Genomic DNA, 20639 nt, shown 5'->3' with positions numbered 1-20639 from the left:
CATGTCGTTTAATTTATTAAACATTGCCAGTTCTGGGGTTAGAGCAAGCTCGGAGCTACTGCAAACGACAAGTAAAAATATCGCCAATGTTAATACCGAAGGCTATGTGCGCGAGCGTACAGAGTTTACTACTATGGTTGATAACCAAGTAGGGCGGGGCGAAACATACCGATTATTAAACGAATTTGCTCAGTCACAGCTAAATCGTGATACCTCAAATAAATCGTTTTTCGATCAGTTTATTACTGAGGCTAATCGAGTTGATACTATTTTTTCTGAAGAGTCGAATAATCTATCAACTGGTATTAACTCTTTATTTAATAACGTACAAGAAGCGCTAAATCAGCCGTCGTCTACCGTTGCTCGCTCATTAGTAATGACAGATGCGCAAAGCTTAATTGATCAAATGGATAGGCTTTCTGGCATCGTGCTTGATCAAAAAAGTATAGTGAACGAGCAGCTCGAAATATTTTCAGATGAAGCAAACTCACTCATTCAAAGTATTAGCACGCTAAATCAAAATATTGCAGCCGTTAATGGCACTAATAACGCCGCAGATGCAAGCTCTACCTATAACGAACGCGATAAAGCAATACGCGACTTATCAGAGCTAATAGACATAGAAACGCTTGATGGTCCAAATGGCGAAAAACTCGTTTTTATGGGCACAGGCGAAGCGGTTGTTATGCAAAATGGCGCATTTAACTTATTTTCGATGACGGGGGATCCTGATCCTAATTTTAAAGAATTCACGCTTGATGTTAACGGTGGCAAAGCAGTGCCGCTTGAAGTTGATGTAAGCAAGCTTAAAGGTAAAATTGGCGGTTTACTTGCTTTTAGAGATGACATATTAGTCCCTGCGCAAAACCAAATTGGCCAAATGGGCTTAGCGATAGCTGATGCATTTAACGAACAAAACAAATTGGGTATGGATGCAACAGGCCAGCTAGGTGGTAATATTTTTAATATACCTACCGTTGGCGCTTATGCGTATCAAGCGAATACTGGTGATGCTGGTATGACTGCAACTGTAGAGCCCGGTAAAGGCAGTGAATTACCTGCCAGTGACTTTATTATTACTTATACGAGTGCTGCATCGGTTTCTATTCAACCAGTAGATAATAAAGGCGAGCCGCTAGGTGACCCATCAGTTGCAGATATCCCAGCTGATGGGATCATAAATGCAGACGATATTCGAAATGCAGTCCCTTATCAAGCGGCAACAGCTACAACACCAGAAGTATTAGCAACGGTAAAAGACTCCTTCGGACTACAATTAAATATAGATACAACCAAAACAGGTAACGTGGGAGATCAGTTTCAAATTAAGCTTAATTCTGACTCGGCTTCTAGCATTACGCTTGCAACAGGGCGCGCAGAAGATTTAGCACTAGCATCGCCTATTCGTACTGCTAACAGTATAGATAATATAGGCACCGCTACTATTTCAGTGGGAGAAGTAACAAGCGTGACATCGGGTGGTTTTACCACCGCTCCCGGTTTGACCAATGGCGGTATTACCCTAGTAAAAACAGGCACTGCAAACGAATATCAAATTTCTGATGAAAATAATACGGCAACAACAATTATTATTCCACCGCCAGGTAATAATGTTTTATCTCAAGCAGGAACGCCATACAGCGATTATGGTTTTGATTTTGACATAGAAGGTACACCAGCAACAGGCGACACCTTTACACTTGAGTTTAACGAAGGCGGCTTTGACGATAACCGTAATGGTTTAAAATTAGCTGACTTACAAAATGGCGAATTAGTACGCTTAAACGTAGAAACAACAGCAACGGCCGACAACCATAAAACGTTCAACCAAGCTTATTCAGGGTTAGTGAGTGATATAGGCGTTATAACTGGTCAAGCAATAACAAGCGGTAGTGCGTTTAATGCATTAGCAGAGCAGTCTGAGGCATGGTATGAATCACTATCGGGTGTAAACCTTGATGAAGAGGCCGCAAATTTACTGCGTTTTCAACAATCATACTCAGCATCAGCACAAGTTTTAGCAGCAGCTCAAGAAATTTTTGACACCTTATTAAATGCGGCGAGGTAATTATGCGTTTATCAAATAATTTAATGTACCAAAACAACATAAATAAAATACTCGACAACCAACAAGGTGTTGCCAGCGCTCAAGAGCGAGTAACAACCGGTGAAAAGTATTTAACCACCTCAGAAGCGCCAGCTGCTATTTCGCAAGCTATGCTGTATTCAAATAAAATACAAACTAATGAGCAATACACTAAAAATATTAACCAGCTAAATGGCCGCCTTGAAACTGAAGAAAGCGTATTACAAAGTATAAATAGTAATATTCAACAAGCGCAAGAGCTCACTATTCAGGCGGGTAATGGTGTTTATACTAAAGATGATTTAAAGACGTTTGCATCAGAGCTTAGTGGCATTCAACAAACGTTAGCTAACTTAATGAACACCCGATCAGAAGATGGAAAATTTATATTTTCAGGTTACCAAGACAGCACGCAGCCTTATCAGTTTGATTCTGCAGTGGGTGAATATAGCTATAAAGGCGACCAAGGTCAGCACCAAATTACAATAGCTGAAGGTGTATCAATTAAAGCGAGTGATAACGGCTTTGATACGTTTGAAAAAACAGATGCCAGATTAAATGTACTCGATAATAAAGCAGAAATACCAACAACAACACCTACAAATAATATTACTAAAGGCACTGTTTATGTTGATGGCCAAGCCGAGTTCGATAAGTTCCATCAAGCTCAATACAATGCTGATCCAACGACTCCAGTTTCACCTACAGCAAATACTTTTAGTGTAGTCACAACCGCTGGTGCAACAACAAACGATCCTGATACATACGAAATTTTACAAGATGGCGTGTCGCTTACCCCGCCTCAAACTGGTGAAGTTACAGATGATACAATTGAATTTGCAGGTATGAAAATTCAATTTGAGGGTAGTGCGCCTGGCCAACTCGATTTTAGCCTTGAAAAACCACATAAAGAAAACGTACTCAATACACTGCAATCACTTATTACCGGCCTTAATAATGGCGCACTTGAAGGTGATGACTTTCAGCAAGTACTTGCTGATGGCTTAGTGCAATTACAAAATGCGAGTGAGCAAGTGGTGTTTACCCAATCAAGTTTAGGCGGGCGTATGAACGCGCTTGAAAGAGTAAGCGATTCTAACTTAGCGCTCGACATTCAAAATAAAAGTAATCGTTCTAACTTAGTTGAAGTTGATATGGCAGAAGCTATTAGCGAACTAACCAAACAAGAAACGGCACTGCAAGCATCGCAAGCCACGTTTGGCCGCTTAACTAACCTTTCATTATTCGATTACTTATAAGCAAGTTATAAGCAGATTATAAACAGAAATACTTTGCCGCTTTACCTACTTTAAAGCGGCAATAATTTGCTACAAAGCCGCGGCAAAAAAATGTCACTCTTTTCAAATAACCTCACACCTACTTTTTAACTCAATAAAATCCATTTTTTATAATTAAAAACAAAGAGTTAAAATTGATTTAAAGTTGGCACAGTAAATGCTTTTCTTATTGTAAGAAATTATCGAACAGTGGTTCCTGTTAAATCGTGTTGAACCACACTCTGTTTAAACCTAGGAGATGGTAAAATGGCATTAACAGTAAATACTAATGTGTCGTCACTAAACGCACAACGTAACTTAACTAAATCTGGCGAAGGCTTAGCAACCTCAATGGAGCGCCTAGCTTCTGGTATGCGCATAAATAGTGCTAAAGATGATGCCGCCGGCCTGCAAATTTCTAACCGTTTAACGTCCCAAATAAATGGCCTAGCTGTTGCTCAGCGAAATGCGAATGACGGTATTTCAATGGCTCAAACGGCAGAGGGGGCTTTAAACGAGTCAACTAATATATTACAGCGTATGCGAGAGCTTTCTTTACAATCAGCCAATGGATCTAACTCTTCTGAGGACAGAAACTCGTTACAAAAAGAAGTAGCGGCTTTACAAAAAGAGTTAACACGTATTGCAGATACCACTTCTTTTGGTGGGCAAAAGTTATTAGATGGAACATTCGAAACAAAATCATTCCAAGTTGGTGCCAATGCCAATGAAGTCATTGACGTTACTATTGATGGTTTTAAAGCAACTGATTTAGGAGTTGTAAGCGGGCAGTCAGCAGCCGTACCAGCATTTACTGCAGCTAATATAGGTATTGCAGATGAAACTATTACATTTGGCGTTACAACTGCAGCAGGCTTACAGTCAGTAAGCTTTACTGTTGCTGCTGGAGCGGGTACTGATGATATGATTGACGCAATAAATGAGAATGTTGGCTCTTTAGGTGTTCGTGCACAGTCAGATAGCTCAGGGGGAATTACATTCACGACGACTAATGAAGTAACTGCTTTTGAGACATCTAGTAGTATTGCCGCTGATGCAGGGGCTTTCGCTTCAGCAGTAACTTCAGTAACACCAGGGGGAGCAGATACTGCTACAGGTGGTACTGCGGTTGGCTCAATTAATATTAGTGGAGCTGATGGGACAGGTGCACAAGCAGCACTTGAATCAATTGATGCGGCATTAAAACAAATTGATGATCAACGTGCTGATTTAGGTGCTATTCAAAATCGTTTTGGTCATACAATTAGTAACCTTGCTAACATTCAAGAAAATGTATCTGCATCGCGTAGCCGTATTCAAGATACAGACTTTGCAACAGAAACTGCACAAATGACTAAAAATCAAATACTCCAACAAGCGGGTACGTCAATACTTTCGCAGGCAAACCAAATACCACAAGCAGCCATTAGTTTATTAGGTGGCTAATTATTTAGTTTACTAGTAACTGTTTATACAAACGCACTTCAACTGGAAGTGCGTTTTTTGTTTTTTGAAATAGTAAAAACTATTTGAAATATAAATTAATACGCTATAAAAATTAATAAATAACTACTTTTCATTTTAAAACAACTAATTACATTTAATTAAACAAATAAACCAATTTATTTTTGAAATACTACTAAAGATAATTTATTTCCTGCCGTTAACTTAATCAGTACGGAGCTGAGCATACATTTGTGACAGCTCTTGGTTAAATTAAAATAGCAACATTACGAAAGTAATCAGGAGTTTTATTATGATTTCAGTAAATACAAATGTATCTTCACTAAACGCTCAACGTAACTTGTCTCAATCAGGTTCTGACCTTGCAACATCAATGGAACGCCTATCATCGGGTATGCGTATCAACAGTGCAAAAGATGATGCCGCTGGCATGCAAATTTCAAACCGCTTGACATCGCAAATAAATGGTTTAGGTGTAGCACAGCGTAATGCCAACGATGGTATTTCAATGGCGCAAACAGCTGAAGGTGCTATGAGTGAATCGACTAATATTTTACAACGCATGCGTGAGCTTGCTTTGCAATCTGCAAATGGCTCAAACTCCGCTGACGATAGAGAATCGTTACAAAAAGAAGTTGTTGCTCTGCAATTCGAGTTAACTCGAATTGCAGAAACTACTTCCTTCGGTGGGCAGCAGTTGCTTGATGGTAATTTCGGTACAAAGTCTTTTCAAGTTGGCTCTAATGCTAATGAAACAATTGAGATGGAACTTACCAGTATGAAAGCCTCTGATTTAGGTGTTGTGAGTGGTAGAAGTGTTACTGCTCTTGCTGGTTTTGATGCTGCTAATATAGGTACTGCAGCCGAAACTATAACGTTTGAAGTAACTGATGCAGATGGAACAAAGTCAGTTAGTTTTGATGTAGGTGCTGGTGCGGGTACCGATGATATGATTGATGCCATAAATGAAAATGTAGGTTCTTTAGGGGTTCGTGCACAATCAGATGGCTCAGGTTCAATTACATTTACTACAACAAATGAGGTATCAGGCTTTACTGCAGGCAGCTCTGTTCCTGCTGATGGAGGTACTTTTTCTACAACTGCCGGTGCTGCAACAGTGGGTGGGTTAGACTCAGCTTCAGGTGGTACCGCTGTAGGCTCAATTGATATCAGTGGAACTGATGGAGCAGGTGCGCAGGCAGCGCTTGAATCTATTGATGCTGCGCTGAAACAGGTAGATGAGCAACGTGCTGATTTAGGTGCATTACAAAACCGTTTTGGTCATACGATTAGTAACCTTGCGAATATTCAAGAAAATGTATCTGCGTCACGTAGCCGTATTCAAGATACTGACTTTGCAACAGAAACTGCAGAAATGACTAAAAACCAAATTTTACAACAAGCAGGTACGTCAATTTTGTCGCAAGCGAACCAGTTACCACAAGCAGCACTTAGCTTATTAGGTTAATAAGCTAAAGCAATAGCTTATTGGTTAGCTAGCTAGTACATAAAGTCAGTATTAGTTTTACAAAAAAAGGAGGTGGCTTTAGCTACCTCCTTTTGTGGTTTAAGAATATAAACTAAGCTATTGTTGGTTTAATTAAATGAAAAATAGGAATCTGTTATGAATACAATTACTTCAAACGCAGAGGTTACAATATCACCGACTCCTACTGCTGGTGATAATAAGCAAGTAGGGCAAGCTGCTCACTCTTTAACTGAGCGATCGGTTGATGATGTAAAGCAGGTGGATGCACAAAATCAACAAAAGTTACAGCAAAATCAATACAACAATAATAACCAAGATGAAAAAGCTCAGCCGTTAGAGCGCGAACAGCTAGAACAAATGGCGCAACAATTGCAGGACTTTATGGGCGAAATGAACCGAAGTTTGCAATTTAAAGTTGATGAAGATTCAGGTCGCGATGTCATTAAAGTGCTAGATAAAAACAGCGGTGAAGTTATTAAGCAATATCCATCTGAGGAAGTATTGAGCTTAGTTTCTAAATTGTCAGAGTCGGCAGGTATTTTAATTGATCAAACAGTTTAGTCGGTAGTTTGAATTACTAATACTAAGTTAGTTTATTTTTGAGTATTTAAAGAGGTAAGGTATGTCTATTACATTTAATGGGTTAGGTTCTGGGTTAGCAGTGTCAGATATCGTCGATGCACTAGTTAATGCTGAACAAGCACCCGCTGAAGCTCGCTTAAATACTACAGAAAGTAAGTTAACTACGGATATTTCAGCTGTTGGCGCACTCAAGTCTGCGCTCGAAAAAGTACAAACATCAATGGAAGCACTAGGTGATAGTGATAACTATCAAAAGCGAACAGCATCTGGCAATGATGATTTTATATCAATTAGTTCAGATAAAGACGCTCAGCCTGGTAGCTACAACGTAAAAGTAGACGCATTAGCACAAGCTCACAAATTATCTTCCCCTGCATTTGCAGCTGACGAGTCAATTGGAGCTGGCGTAATTACAATCGGTTCTGGTGCAAATAGTTTTTCTACGGTTTTATCGGCTACAAACACTTTAGAAGATTTACGAGACCAAATTAATAACGGTCCTTTTACTGGCAGTGATAGTAATGATTCTGTAGTTGCAACTATAATAACCAGTGATACCGGTCAGCATTTAGTGCTTACCAGTAAAGAAACGGGCGAAGACAACGCAATTACAATTACCGTACAAGACGATGACGGTAATAATACTGATACAGGTGGCCTATCTAGGTTAGCTTATGATGTATCAGACGCAAACCCAGCTAATCATACAACTAACCTAACGCAAGTTAATGCTGCACAAAATGCACAAATAACGATTGATGGCACGTTAACTGTATCAAGCAATACCAATGAATTTACTAATGTGATTGATGGCGTGGATATTACCGCTAAAAAGTTGCATGCCACTGACGACGACTTAAGTGATATATCGGTTACCGAAAACAACAATAATATTAAAACAGGCTTAAATAGTTTTATTGAAAGCTATAACGAACTGTTAGAGCTTAGTAATAACTTAGGTGCATCGAGTGCGGATGGCGCAGGCGTTATGGCGGGGGATTCACTACTTCGTGGTGTTATGTCAAAGTTACGTAGTGAAATCACCGAGTCAGTTGACTTAGGTGATGGTAACTCATTATCGCTTTCGCAGTTAGGAATAGAAACAGACCGCTATGGTGTTTTAACCCTAAATACAGAAACACTGGATGAGCAAATAGACGCTAACGTAAATCTAGTGCAACAGTTTTTTGTAGGCGATGACGATGATGGCTTTGCACAGTCGTTTGATGACCTAATGAGCTTTTATACAGATTCTGACGGCATCATACAAAACCGAATAGATAGTAAAACAAATCAACTAGATGATTTAGATGATGATCGCTTGGACCTTGCCAGTAAAATGGAGTCGCTATCGTCTCGCTTATATGCTCAATATAATGCGATGGATTTATTAGTGGCGAGCCTCAATAACACCAGTAGTTATGTTCAAGCTCAATTAGAGAATATGCCAGGCGTAGTTAGGCAATCAAATTAATAGCTGAGTTAAAGGTATTATAGATTTAATAAAAAACCGCTAAGTTTAAATTTAGCGGTTTTTTGTGTGTATTATTCTTTGATTCAAATAGTAAGCTATAGTCATGTATTTAGTTAGCATAAAGGTAGTTTATTAGGTCTGTTTACTAGGTGTTTTTATAAGCTTTTATCGCCTTTCCTGACTTTTTATGTTTAATAATAGCTTTAGATGACTCGTTTTTTGCACTATTCGCTTTTACTAAAATAGTATTAATACGAAGCTGAATTAATTCTAATTGCTCTGCGCTTGGACCTTCGCTACTTTCGCACCATTGCTTTAGTTTAGCATTTAAAGTGTCTAAAAAAAGCTTAGCTTCGTCTGCGTTATTTTCATTTACTAATACTTCAATATTTTTGAGCAACGTTTGTATGAGCTCAGAGTAGTTCGTTAGTGGCTCTGAAGATGTTGGCGATTCCATAATTTAAATTAAACTGCAGGGTTTCGTTGATCTAGCGGAATGTTATCCCAGCCTTCTTTAATTTCTTTAACAATACTTGATACTTCAATAATTGCTTCAATATCGTTGTTTATGTTCGCTTGCGTTAAACGGCGTTGGCAGTAATCGTAAAGTGCCAATAAATTGTTAGAAATACTAGGGTCTTGTTCTACTTCTAAATTAAGTGCGTCTTGCAGTGCACCAAATAATAAAACACAGGCTGAAATGTTTTCACCCTTCTTTTGTATTTCTTTGCGCTCAATAAACCCTTTTGTTGCTGCTAAGCGACCGATAATATTACTGAATATAAGGTTTATTTGTTCGTAAGGAGCCATTTCGGCAATACTACTAGCACGAACTTGACCGTATTTTTTTACTGAGACATGAGCCATGGGAAAATCCTAAAATTTAAAACGATAAAATTATGTGAAAGCTATTATAAAAACTTATATAAAAAATCAATAAAGCTTTTATACTTTTATAAAAACAAAGCAATATTAATGCCAAGCATTTTCACTTATTTATGTATCGGCATTTGTAACTTCAACTTAAATTTATAATTGAGTTTATTTACTAACAATAGCATTTTTATAGCCGAGTAAATTAATTTTTAGGGCTAAGTTATAGTTAGGTAATAGTTAAGTAATGACTGAGTTAAAACTATAACCCATACTTAATAATTAACTATTAAGTATGATTGACTTAACTAGCCCGTCTGTTTTTTGGCGTTTATGTCAAAAAACTGCCGCTATCGCTTGCATCCATGCTGAACTGGCTTACAATTTAACTAATTATACAAATTAGTGAAAGTACGGCTCGCTAAATATGATCTTGATTTTAGATAATAATAACAACCGCGCAATAGGATTAAATGCTTCACTTAGCTTTATTGGTGAAGCTTCTGAGCTATTAAGCGAAGAAAGCTTTGAGCAAGAGTGCAAAAAATATCAGCAACAAGAATGCATGATTATTTTAGGAGCGTTGCAATCACTTGACCACGAAAGCTTAATTAAACGCTATCCAACTCTACCGTTTTTATTAATTGGCGAAACGCTAAAACCACTATTAAGTATCGCTAATGTGGTGGGGCTTATTTGCGAGCCATTTAATCACGAAGTGACAACTCAGTTACTTCATGATTGCCAGCAGTATCAACGTATGCTGCCTAATGAACATAAGCATACTAAACCACATAAAACCTTTGACGGGCTAGTTGGTGAAACAGAGGCCGTAAAAGATGTTCGCTTTTTAATTGAACAAGTGGCAAAAACCGACGCTAATGTTTTAATTTTAGGTGAATCAGGTACTGGTAAAGAAGTGGTTGCCCGTAATGTACACCTGCTTTCAAAGCGTATTAATGGACCGTTTGTACCGGTTAACTGTGGTGCTATTCCGGCTGAACTGCTCGAAAGTGAACTATTTGGCCACGAAAAAGGCGCGTTTACTGGTGCTATATCGGCTCGTAAAGGGCGGTTTGAACTAGCTCAAGGTGGGACGCTATTTTTAGATGAAATAGGCGATATGCCACTGCAAATGCAAGTTAAGTTGCTGCGAGTATTGCAAGAGCGCAGCTACGAACGTGTTGGTGGTACAAAGGCTATTCAGGCTGATGTACGCGTTATTGCAGCCACACATCGTAATCTTGAAACAATGATTGAAGAGGGGAGTTTTAGGGAAGATTTATATTACCGCTTAAATGTATTTCCTATCGAAAACCCATCGCTGAGTGAACGTGCTGATGATATTCCGCTGCTTTTAAAAGAGTTAATGCGCCGTGTTAACGACCAGACTGGTTCTACCGCTAAGTTTACAGAGCGCGCAGTTGAGAGCTTAAAAGAACATGCCTGGCCTGGTAATATTCGTGAGCTTGCTAACTTAGTGGAACGTATGGTTATTATGTTTCCTGAAAAAGTGGTTGATATTCCTGATTTACCTAACAAATATCGTTACATTGAAGTTGAAGCCTACGAGCCAGAATACCCTGAAGAGTTAATGGAAAAAGACGCCTTTAACGACATATTTAGCACAGGCTTTAGCGATTACGAAAGTGAGCCAGACGCTGAGTTTAGCCAAACGGGTAGTGGGCTATTGCCAGATGATGGTATTGAACTTAAAGATTATTTAGCAGAGCTTGAAATTAGCTTAATTACCCAAGCCTTAGAGCGCTATGATTACGTTGTAGCTCGCGCTGCAGAAATATTGGGTGTTCGCAGAACCACACTCGTTGAGAAAATGAAAAAGTATAATCTCTCAAGAGATTAAGGTTTAAAAGCAGCTGTCAGTGTTTAGTTATAAATTGGCCAAACACAGTAGATAAATAACCCCTCGTTTTGTAGGTGCGGTTTTATACCGCACTTTACTTCAAAAATATTAGCAAGAGCGCGAAGTAAATTCGCACCTACACGGTTTTTACTTTTGTTGTAGACGCTAGACTTGCTCGCGTGAAAAGCGTAGCTTTTAATCATTTAAATAAAACGCTATTTCACAAAGAGAAAAAACGAGGCTAAATGAGAAGCCATTGTCAACTTACGCGTTACAGGCTCCTTCTCTAAAGCGCAGCGTCTCTTAACCTCTTTGTGAACAAATCACTTTTATGGTTATAAATCACTTACCCACTTAAAGCCTTAATAATTTCTTCTTTTCTAAAACAATCATTACTGTGATCGTTAACCATACCGCAGGCCTGCATATGAGCGTAAACCGTTGTAGGGCCTAAAAACTTAAAACCCCGTTTTTTTAAATCTTTCGCAAATGCGGTTGATGCCTCTGTAATTGCTGGGTAGTCCTCAACGTTATTTAAATTACTTATAATCGGCTTATTACCCACAAACTGCCATTGGTAGTTACTAAAACTTCCAAATTCTTCTTGTATTTCTATAAAGCGCTTTGCGTTGTTAACAGTTGCCGAAATTTTTAAGCGATTGCGCACAATCCCTTCATTAAGCATTAGTCTCTCAACGTCATCTTGTGTGAATTGTGCCACTTTCTTTACATCAAAATTAGCAAATGCTTTTTTGTAACCGCTGCGTTTTTTTAAAATTGTGTACCAGCTTAAGCCGGCTTGCGCGGATTCAAGAGTGATAAATTCAAACAGCTTTGTATCATCGTAAAGGGGGACGCCCCATTCTTCATCATGGTAAATAACGTAGTCGGGTTTAGTGGTGTCGAGCCACGGGCAACGGCACTTTATTTGCTCACTCATTATTATTCCTTTTTGTGTGCGTCATTTTTATGTCGCTCAAATTATTGATGTAACTTAATGATAAGTATGTAAATAAATTTTGGTATAAATCGTGCATTTAGACATGTATCTACATCAATTCGAGATTTGATTATGGCTCTTGCTAGCGTGCTAAAACCACAGTTTTTTTCTGCAAATCAGTATAACCCATGTTTACTTCAAGAGGAGTACATTGGTGAATTAAGCGATCTGCGCAAGCAAGCAAGTTGGCTTTCGCATTTGGTTGATACCATGCCAGCAGGCGTGGTTGTACTTGATGGCAAAGGGTTGATTGCAAAAGCGAATCAAATAGCGATTGATATGCTTGGCGAGCCACTTGAAGGCGAACGCTGGTTTAATGTTATTCAGCGCTCTTTTAGGCCACATCAAGATGATGGTCACGAAGTGTCTTTAAAAGACGGGCGCCTAATAAAGCTTGATATTACTGCTTTAGCACCAGAGCCTGGGCAACTTATTTTAATGACGGATTTAACCGAAACTCGCCGTTTACAAAAACGTGTTGCACATATGCAGCGATTAAGCGCGCTGGGTAAAATGGTTGCGTCACTGGCGCATCAAGTCCGTACACCGCTCTCAGCCGCTATGCTGTACGCTGCTAATTTAGGATCAAAGCGCTTACCCGAAGCATCTCGCGATAACTTTCAAACAAAGTTAATGTCGCGTTTAAAAGATTTAGAAACTCAAGTAAACGACATGCTGTTATTTGCCAAAAGTGGCGATCAGCAAGTTGTTGAGCAAGTTTCAATGCAGCAGCTTTTAACAGAAGTTAAAGCGGGCGCTGATGCGATGGTTGCACTTAATGAAAGTGAACTGGATGTAAGCTTACCAGAGCCAGATATACAAATAGTCGGTAATAAAACGGCATTGGCCAGTGCTATTCAAAATCTTGTGCACAATAGTATTCAAGTTATTGGCGGCGGCGCAAAAGTAAAAATAAGTGCACAAAGAGATTTAAAAGATTTAGATATGGTTCGTATTAGTGTGAGCGACAATGGCCCAGGTGTTGATTTAAGCCAAAGCGATAAAATTTTTGAACCATTTTTTACTACCAAAAGTCAGGGCACAGGTTTAGGGCTTGCTGTAGTGAGTTCGGTGGCTAGTGCGCACCAAGGCCGTGTTGATGTGACTAATAATACGCAGGGTGGTGCCTGCTTTAGCTTGTTACTGCCTATTAAGGCAACATCTAAACTAGAGGGGGCATTATGAGTAACACTATTTTAGTTGTTGAAGATGACGCAGGGCTTCGTGAAGCCTTAATAGATACCCTTGAAATGTCGGGTATTGAATGTGTTGCAGCTAACAGTGCTGAGCAAGCAATGATATTGCTTAAAAAAGATCAATTTTCGCTTGTTGTAAGCGACGTGCAAATGGGCGCAATGAGTGGCCTTGATTTACTACGCAGTATTAAATTAAACCACCCTGATTTACCTGTATTGATGATGACGGCGTATGCCACAATTGACGATGCGGTAGAAGCCATGCGTCTAGGTGCAATTGACTACATGGCTAAACCATTTGCACCTGAAGTGCTGTTAAATATGGTGAGCCGTTATTTGCCTGAAAAAGCAAAAGAAACCGACGGACCTATCGTTGCCGACCCAACTAGTATTCAATTATTGGAGCTTGCGAGTAAAGTAGCACGCTCTGATGCAAGTGTGATGGTACTTGGCCCAAGTGGTTCGGGTAAGGAAGTACTTGCTCGTTATATTCATGATAAGTCGAGCCGATGTAATGAGCCATTTGTGGCGATTAACTGCGCGGCGATTCCCGAAAATATGCTCGAAGCCACGTTATTTGGTTACGAAAAAGGAGCTTTTACGGGCGCGATTCAAGCATGTCCGGGTAAGTTTGAGCAAGCACAGGGCGGCACTATTTTACTTGATGAAATTACTGAGATGGACTTAGGGCTACAAGCTAAGCTGTTACGCGTACTGCAAGAGCGTGAAGTTGAGCGTTTAGGGGGTCGTAAAACAATTCAGCTCGATGTACGTATTTTGGCAACCAGTAATCGTGATTTAAAAGAAGCCGTGTCTGAAAATCAGTTTAGAGAGGATTTATATTACAGGCTTAATGTTTTTCCACTAATGTGGCGTCCATTGTGCCAACGCCCTGGCGATATTATTGTATTGGCTAAGCATTTAATTGAGCGCCATATAAGTAAAAGCAAAGAGCCTATGGCGTATTTAGATAAAGCTGCCGAGCAAAAGTTACTGGCTCACGCGTGGCCTGGTAATGTGCGCGAGCTTGATAACGTTATACAGCGTGCACTTATACTGCGAAGTGGCGATACAATAAACGAGCATGCTATTTTTATCGAAAACTTAGTATCTAATAACTTTGTTATGGAGCCATCATTGGCACCAGCGCAAACAGTATCGCCAACAGAATTAGCTCACGCAGATAAAGGCGTTGATAAAAGCACGCTAAGCTCTGCATATTATGATGAAAAATCGCATGCCGAGGATGAGCCCAAACAAGGTTTACTTGCGGCGGATACCGGTAGCTATAAAGATGAGCTTAAAGACAAAGAGCATCGCATTATTTTAGAAACCCTTGCACGTTGCCAAGGCAAGCGTAAAGACGTTGCCGAAACGTTGGGAATAAGCCCACGAACTTTACGTTATAAACTAGCGCAAATGCGCGATTTAGGTATTTCACTTCCTGCATAACCTCCTATAAACCCTAAGTTTGCGCTACGAACTTAGGGTTGTCAAAACTCTGACTAACACAAATTAAAGTTAACCTATTGTATTTTAATGATTAATTATTTGGCATGCTTTGTGCTTTATTACTTGTAAGAGTTCACTGCGTGTCAGAGATAAATTATGAAAATTCAAAACAGTGCTGTATTTCAAGAAATGCAATCAATGGCTTTAGAAGCCGGCCGTAATAATCAAATAAATAAATTGCCGACTCAAGTTCAACCTACTTCTACTTCCCAGTTTGGCGACATGCTAAGTGATGCACTAAATTCAGTGCATGGATTACAACAAGATGCCGCTCAAAAAGTAACAGCAGTTGAGATGGGGGATCGAAGTGTATCGCTTGCTGAAGCGATGATTGCTTCTCAAAAATCGTCAGTTGCTTTTGAGGCTACAGTACAGGTTCGTAATAAACTTGTTGAAGCTTATAAAGAAATCATGAACATGCCTGTTTAATTAGGTAGTGGAGAATTATTGTGGCGCAATCTAACCAATCTACAGACCTAGCACTTGCTGGTGGCGGTATTGACCAAAGTGGTGGTGATGATCAACAAGAACAAAAGTCAGGCTACTTAAGTGCTTTAAATGGTGTTGATGTATTGCGCCAAGTAACATTGGTTATAGCATTGGCTATTTGTTTAGCTATCGCGATTTTCATTATTATTTGGGCTCGTCAGCCAGATATGCGCCCGTTAGGCAAAATGCAAACTGAAGAGCTGATTCAAACGCTCGACTTTTTAGATGCGCAACAAATTGAATATCAACTAGATGGCAATGTTGTATCGGTTGATGAAAGCGAATACCAAAACATTAAATTGTTAATGACCCGCGAAGGGTTAGAGCAAGGCCCTGCATCTGGCTCTGATATAATTATGCAAGATATGGGCTTTGGTGTAAGCCAACGCTTAGAGCGCGAACGCCTAAAACATGGCCGCGAGCAACAACTTGCCCGCACCATTGAAGAGCTTAATAATATTACTCGTGCTAAAGTATTGTTAGCCATTCCTAAAGAAAACGTATTTGCCCGCAGAGAGAAAAAACCATCAGCTACAGTTGTATTAACGCTTAAGCGTGGTCGCTCACTTGACCGTGAAGAAGTAGATTCTGTTGTTGATATGATTGCTTCTGCAGTACAGGGTTTAGAGCCTATGCGAGTTACTGTTACCGATCAAAATGGTCGATTACTAAATTCAGGTTCGCAAAGCTCATTAGCAGCACGCTCTCGTAAAGAATACGATTTAGAACGTAAGCGCGAACAAGAGTACCTTGAAAAAATAGACAGTATTTTAATACCGGTTGTTGGGCTTGCAAACTATACAGCTCAAGTTGATTTGAGTATGGACTTTAGCTCGATTGAGGAAACTCAAAAGCGTTATAACCCAGACCTACCAGCGGTAAGAAGTGAAACCACATTTGAAGAAAATAATATTGGCGGCCTAGCTGTTGGTATTCCAGGTGCGCTTACAAATCAGCCACCGTTAAACTCGAACATTCCTGAGGTTGCAGGGCAAGGTGGTGCAGGCACAGCTACGTCACCAACACGCAGCCACAAAGAAGCCACGCGTAATTATGAACTCGACACTACAATTTCTCATAAGCGCCAGCAAAGTGGTGTAATACGTAGAATAAGCGTATCAGTTGCTGTTGACTACATCGCTAAAGTGGGAGAAAACGGTGAAACAACCATGACTCCACGCTCGGTAGAGGCATTGTCAAATATTCGTCGCTTACTACAAGGTGGTGTAGGTTTTGATATGCAACGTGGTGATGCACTTGAAGTCGTGACAGTGCCGTTTGTACGTGAAGAAACAAATTTAGCAATAGAAGTGCCACTGTGGGAACAAGACTGGTTTATGAAAATAGCCCGCCTTGTATTAGGCGCCTTAGTTATCATTGTATTGATAATGGCAGTAGTAAAACCAATGCTTAAACGCTTAATTTACCCAGACGATACACTAGAAGAATACGACGAAGATGCATTAAGTTCAGGCGTAGATATTGGCGACAACACGCTTGATATGCTAAATAAAGACTTTGATTCTGCTTCGGTTGGTTTCTCAAGTGATGGTACACTGCAGTTACCGGATTTACATGGCGACGAAGACTTACTTAAAGCAATTCGTGCCCTTGTAGCTAACGAACCAGAACTATCATCACAAGTAGTCAAAGCGTGGTTAACAGAAGATGACTGATCAAGAACAAAAACAACTCCCGCCAGCCTTTGATGTTGATAAGCTAGATGGGGTAGATAAAGCCGCTATATTACTTTTGAGTTTATCAGAAGAAGATGCCGCGCAAATCCTTAAACACTTAGAACCTAAACAGGTGCAAAAAGTGGGTATGGCGATGGCTGGGTTACAGGACTTATCACAAGCTAAGATTAGCGCTGTACACAATTTGTTTATAGAACAAATTCAAAGCTTTAGTACCATTGGTTTTCAGTCAGAAGACTTTATTAAAAAAGCGCTTACAGCAGCACTTGGTGAAGACAAAGCCGCTAGCCTTATTGACCAAATTGTTATGGGCTCAGGCGCTAAAGGCTTGGATTCATTAAAATGGATGGACTCTAAACAGGTCGCTAGTATTATTCGCAATGAGCATCCACAAATTCAAACTATTGTATTATCGTACTTAGAGCCAGAACAGTCAGCTGAAATTATTTCTCAGTTTCCTGAAAAAGTACGCTTAGATTTAACCATGCGGATTGCAAACCTTGAAGAAGTTCAGCCTGCAGCACTGCAAGAGCTAAACGAAATAATGGAAAAACAATTTGCCGGCCAAGCAGGTGCGCAAGCTGCTAAAATGGGTGGTTTGAAGGCTGCAGCAGATATTTTAAATTACCTTGATACTAACGTTGAAGGGCAGTTAATGGACTCTATTCGTGAGCATGATGAAGAGATGTCGCAGCAAATTCAAGACTTAATGTTTGTGTTTGAAAACTTAATGGATGTTGAAGACCGTGGTATTCAAGCAATCCTACGAGAAGTACAACAAGACGTACTAATGAAAGCAATTAAGGGTGCTGATGATGCACTTAAAGATAAAATACTAGGTAATATGTCTAAGCGTGCAGCCGAAATGCTTGCTGATGATTTAGAAGCAATGGCACCGGTACGTATAAGTGAGGTAGAAGCGGCGCAAAAAGAGATTTTATCAACAGCGCGTCGTTTATCTGACTCAGGTGAAATTCAGCTGGGCGGCGGCGGTGGCGAGGAGTTCCTGTAAATTATGAGCAAACTCAAAGGACGCACACTTCGGGCTGATGAAGCAGATGAATTATTAAAAAACTGGGCTATTCCGGATGTAGCACCAGATGAGAGTAGCTTTGGCAATCGCTCTACGGCTTACGGCACACCGCTTAGTGAGTTGTACAAAAAAGAATTAGCCGAAGAAATGCCTATTGATGAACCACAAGAACCAGAACTCCCTGCGCTTACGATGGTTGAGCTTGAACGCATTAGACAAGACGCGTACGAAGAAGGCCTTAAACAAGGTCATGAGCAAGGCTACATAGACGGCTTTGAAAAAGGCGTTGGCGAAGGTAAAGAAGCAGGCTACAAAGAAGGCTTAGAACAAGGTAAAACACAAGGTCTTGAAGATGTAAAACCATTAATTGAAGAGCAGTTAACAAGTTTAAAAGCCATTTTAGAGGGGCTAACTGCACCGCTAGATAAAGTGGACGAACAAGCTGAAAAGCAATTAGTACAACTTGCTAGCATGTTGGCGGAAGCTGTTATTTATCAAGAAGTAAAAACATCGCCTGAAGTGATTTTACATACTTTAAAGCAAAGTATTGATTCACTTAATGCGGAGCAAGAAAAAGTACGAATCCATTTAAACCCCGAAGATTTAGAACTCATAAAAGAGAGCTACGGCGAACAAACCATTATTGATAATAACTGGCAATTAATGGCAGAGCCCACTCTTGAACGCGGTGGCTGTGAAGTTAAAACAGCGAAATCGTCACTCGACATGACCCTTAAAACACGTGTCAAAGAAACGTTGGATAGTTTTTTGCATAATAGTGGTATCTAACTATTTTATTGGCGTGTTATGTCAACTCAACGTGCACCTTTAAGCGAACGCTTATCTCAATATCAACAACATATTAAAACCCCGGCGCCTGCTGTGGCAGGTATTTTAACGCGTGTTGTTGGCCTTACCCTTGAGGCTAGAGGTTTACGTGCACCCGTTGGTAGCCAATGTAAAATAGAAACTATGAACGGCTTTGTAGACGCCGAAATAGTCGGTTTTAACGATCAAACTTTGTACTTAATGCCTAACGACCACATCTCTGGTGTATTACCTGGTGCGCGTGTTATTCCTCAAGTAAATAATTTAGGTTTACCTGTAGGGATGAGTTTATTAGGCCGCGTGGTGGATGGTTTAGGGCGACCGCTAGATGGCCTTGGTAAAATTAATGCTGAGCATCACTTAAAGTTTGCGCAAAATACTATAAACCCGCTTTCAAGAAGACCAATCACTAAGCCTATGGATGTAGGTGTGCGTGCTATTAACTCGGTTATCACAGTAGGGCAAGGCCAGCGTATGGGCTTGTTTGCAGGCTCTGGTGTGGGTAAATCAGTACTTCTCGGTATGATGACCCGAGGTAGCGAAGCCGATGTCATTGTTGTTGGCTTAGTGGGGGAGCGTGGCCGCGAAGTAAAAGAGTTTATTGAAGAAATACTCGGTGTAGAAGGGCGCAAACGCTCAGTTGTTGTCGCAGCGCCTGCTGATTCATCACCACTTATGCGTTTAAAAGGCTGTGAGAGCGCCGTAACTATTGCAGAGTATTTTAGAGATCAGGGTTTAAACGTATTATTGTTACTCGATTCGGTAACGCGTTATGCAATGGCGCAACGTGAAATTGCACTTGCTGTTGGCGAGCCGCCCGCTACAAAGGGTTATCCGCCTTCGGTGTTTGCTAAATTACCTGCGCTGGTGGAGCGTGCTGGTAATGGCGGTGAAGGGCAAGGTTCAATTACTGGCTTTTTTACGGTGTTGAGTGAAGGCGATGATATGCAAGATCCTATTGCTGATGCAGCGCGAGCTATATTAGATGGCCACATTGTACTATCGCGTGATTTAGCTGACAGTGGGCACTATCCCGCTATAGATATTGAAAAGTCGATTTCGCGTGTTATGCCTCAAGTTGTTTCTGAGCCGCATATGCAACAAGCCCGAGTGCTTAAACAAGTGTATTCAATGTATCAACAAAACAAAGACATGATTACGTTAGGCGCTTATCAAAAAGGGACCGATCAAATGCTCGACCAAGCTATAAATATGATGCCAAGAGTAAATGCATTTTTACAACAAGGTATGCGAGATGTCATTAGTTACGATGATGGTCTGCAAGGTCTTGCTCAGTTACTAGGACAAGCATAATGGCTAAAAACAAACTCGATTTATTGCTCAAAATTGAAAATGATAAAGAAGAAAATTTGCGCATGAGTTACTTACAAGCTAATCAAAACTTGCAATCGAATCAACAAAAGTTACAAGGTTTAAACAATTTTAGACTTGAATACTCTCAGCAGTTACACCTAAAAGGTAAGTCGGGTTTATCTAGTGCAGGGTTTGGTCAGTACCATGCTTTTATAGCTAAAATTGAAGAGGCAATTCGCCAACAAGCAAGTACCGTAAATACCGCTAAGCAAGTTGTTACTCAACGCAAAACTCTATGGCTTAAGCAGCAAATTAAAGCTAAAGCAGTTGCCAAATTAATCGAAAATCAAAAACTTAAAGCAAATGCGTTAATGGCAAAAAATGAGCAAAAAATGTTAGATGAATTTTCAGCTAATCAGTTTTTTCAACGTCGTAAAGCTTTGTAATTCAGGCACGTTAAT

Annotated in this window: 18 protein-coding genes; 15 read left to right on the top strand and 3 right to left on the bottom strand. The window is 40.1% G+C overall.

The window, feature by feature from the left end:
• Window position 1: 1 nt before the first annotated feature.
• From flgK to fliD, 6 genes are all read left to right on the top strand, one after another.
• A complete protein-coding gene (gene flgK, locus I6E70_RS06970) occupies window positions 2-2068 on the top strand; it encodes a flagellar hook-associated protein FlgK (RefSeq protein ID WP_197188354.1) in 2067 nt (688 codons plus the stop codon).
• A 2-nt stretch (window positions 2069-2070) separates the two neighbouring features.
• The gene (flgL, locus tag I6E70_RS06965) at window positions 2071-3345 is read left to right on the top strand and encodes a flagellar hook-associated protein FlgL (protein ID WP_197188353.1); all 1275 of its coding nucleotides are present in this window, start codon (window positions 2071-2073) and stop codon (window positions 3343-3345) included.
• Between the two features lie 285 nt (window positions 3346-3630).
• Complete coding sequence (locus tag I6E70_RS06960) at window positions 3631-4809, top strand: flagellin (RefSeq protein ID WP_197188352.1); 1179 nt, start codon at window positions 3631-3633, stop codon at window positions 4807-4809.
• Between the two features lie 310 nt (window positions 4810-5119).
• Window positions 5120-6295, top strand: coding sequence for a flagellin (locus tag I6E70_RS06955; RefSeq protein ID WP_231620072.1), 1176 nt, complete (start codon window positions 5120-5122; stop codon window positions 6293-6295).
• A gap of 156 nt (window positions 6296-6451) precedes the next feature.
• On the top strand, window positions 6452-6877 hold the full coding sequence (locus I6E70_RS06950; RefSeq protein WP_197188351.1) for a flagellar protein FlaG: 426 nt from the start codon (window positions 6452-6454) through the stop codon (window positions 6875-6877).
• 61 nt (window positions 6878-6938) lie between these two features.
• Window positions 6939-8372 (top strand): flagellar filament capping protein FliD, encoded by a 1434-nt coding sequence (fliD, locus tag I6E70_RS06945; protein ID WP_197188350.1) that lies wholly within the window; start codon window positions 6939-6941, stop codon window positions 8370-8372.
• Between the two features lie 145 nt (window positions 8373-8517).
• Here fliD and I6E70_RS06940 read toward each other — a convergent pair whose 3' ends face one another.
• Together I6E70_RS06940 and fliS are read right to left on the bottom strand one after the other, a co-directional pair.
• Entirely contained in the window at window positions 8518-8829 is a 312-nt protein-coding gene (locus I6E70_RS06940) for a hypothetical protein (RefSeq protein WP_197188349.1), read from the bottom strand.
• Between the two features lie 8 nt (window positions 8830-8837).
• Window positions 8838-9239: a flagellar export chaperone FliS gene (gene fliS / locus I6E70_RS06935; protein ID WP_024608173.1), complete on the bottom strand. Its 402-nt coding sequence runs from the start codon at window positions 9237-9239 to the stop codon at window positions 8838-8840.
• Window positions 9240-9672: 433 nt separating this feature from the next.
• Between fliS and I6E70_RS06930 the strand changes: the two genes are divergently transcribed.
• Window positions 9673-11109: a sigma-54 dependent transcriptional regulator gene (locus I6E70_RS06930; protein ID WP_197188348.1), complete on the top strand. Its 1437-nt coding sequence runs from the start codon at window positions 9673-9675 to the stop codon at window positions 11107-11109.
• Between the two features lie 346 nt (window positions 11110-11455).
• Here I6E70_RS06930 and I6E70_RS06925 read toward each other — a convergent pair whose 3' ends face one another.
• Window positions 11456-12049: a DNA-3-methyladenine glycosylase I gene (locus I6E70_RS06925; protein WP_197188347.1), complete on the bottom strand. Its 594-nt coding sequence runs from the start codon at window positions 12047-12049 to the stop codon at window positions 11456-11458.
• A 132-nt stretch (window positions 12050-12181) separates the two neighbouring features.
• Between I6E70_RS06925 and I6E70_RS06920 the strand changes: the two genes are divergently transcribed.
• The 8 genes from I6E70_RS06920 (at window position 12182) to fliJ (ending at window position 20624) form a co-directional block, all read left to right on the top strand.
• Window positions 12182-13294, top strand: a complete 1113-nt coding sequence (locus tag I6E70_RS06920; RefSeq protein WP_197188346.1) for a sensor histidine kinase — start codon at window positions 12182-12184, stop codon at window positions 13292-13294.
• Window positions 13291-14757, top strand: coding sequence for a sigma-54-dependent transcriptional regulator (locus tag I6E70_RS06915; protein ID WP_197188345.1), 1467 nt, complete (start codon window positions 13291-13293; stop codon window positions 14755-14757). Before I6E70_RS06920 ends, I6E70_RS06915 begins: the two co-directional genes overlap by 4 nt.
• 156 nt (window positions 14758-14913) lie before the next feature.
• Window positions 14914-15246 (top strand): flagellar hook-basal body complex protein FliE, encoded by a 333-nt coding sequence (gene fliE, locus I6E70_RS06910; RefSeq protein WP_007581879.1) that lies wholly within the window; start codon window positions 14914-14916, stop codon window positions 15244-15246.
• A 20-nt stretch (window positions 15247-15266) separates the two neighbouring features.
• Window positions 15267-16982 (top strand): flagellar basal-body MS-ring/collar protein FliF, encoded by a 1716-nt coding sequence (fliF, locus tag I6E70_RS06905; RefSeq protein ID WP_007581880.1) that lies wholly within the window; start codon window positions 15267-15269, stop codon window positions 16980-16982.
• On the top strand, window positions 16975-18015 hold the full coding sequence (fliG, locus tag I6E70_RS06900; RefSeq protein ID WP_010553910.1) for a flagellar motor switch protein FliG: 1041 nt from the start codon (window positions 16975-16977) through the stop codon (window positions 18013-18015). The genes fliF and fliG overlap by 8 nt, the downstream gene beginning before the upstream one ends.
• Window positions 18016-18018: 3 nt before the next feature.
• Complete coding sequence (gene fliH, locus I6E70_RS06895; protein ID WP_197188344.1) at window positions 18019-18825, top strand: flagellar assembly protein FliH; 807 nt, start codon at window positions 18019-18021, stop codon at window positions 18823-18825.
• 18 nt (window positions 18826-18843) lie between these two features.
• Window positions 18844-20178 (top strand): flagellar protein export ATPase FliI, encoded by a 1335-nt coding sequence (gene fliI / locus I6E70_RS06890; protein WP_024589949.1) that lies wholly within the window; start codon window positions 18844-18846, stop codon window positions 20176-20178.
• A complete protein-coding gene (gene fliJ, locus I6E70_RS06885) occupies window positions 20178-20624 on the top strand; it encodes a flagellar export protein FliJ (protein WP_024589948.1) in 447 nt (148 codons plus the stop codon). Before fliI ends, fliJ begins: the two co-directional genes overlap by 1 nt.
• Window positions 20625-20639 lie beyond the last annotated feature (15 nt).

Source organism: Pseudoalteromonas sp. NGC95 (genome assembly GCF_015864705.1).
GTDB classification, from domain to species: Bacteria; Pseudomonadota; Gammaproteobacteria; order Enterobacterales; family Alteromonadaceae; genus Pseudoalteromonas; species Pseudoalteromonas arctica.
Note: the sequence above shows the minus strand (reverse complement) of the source record. Positions and strands in the feature narration are given on the sequence as shown.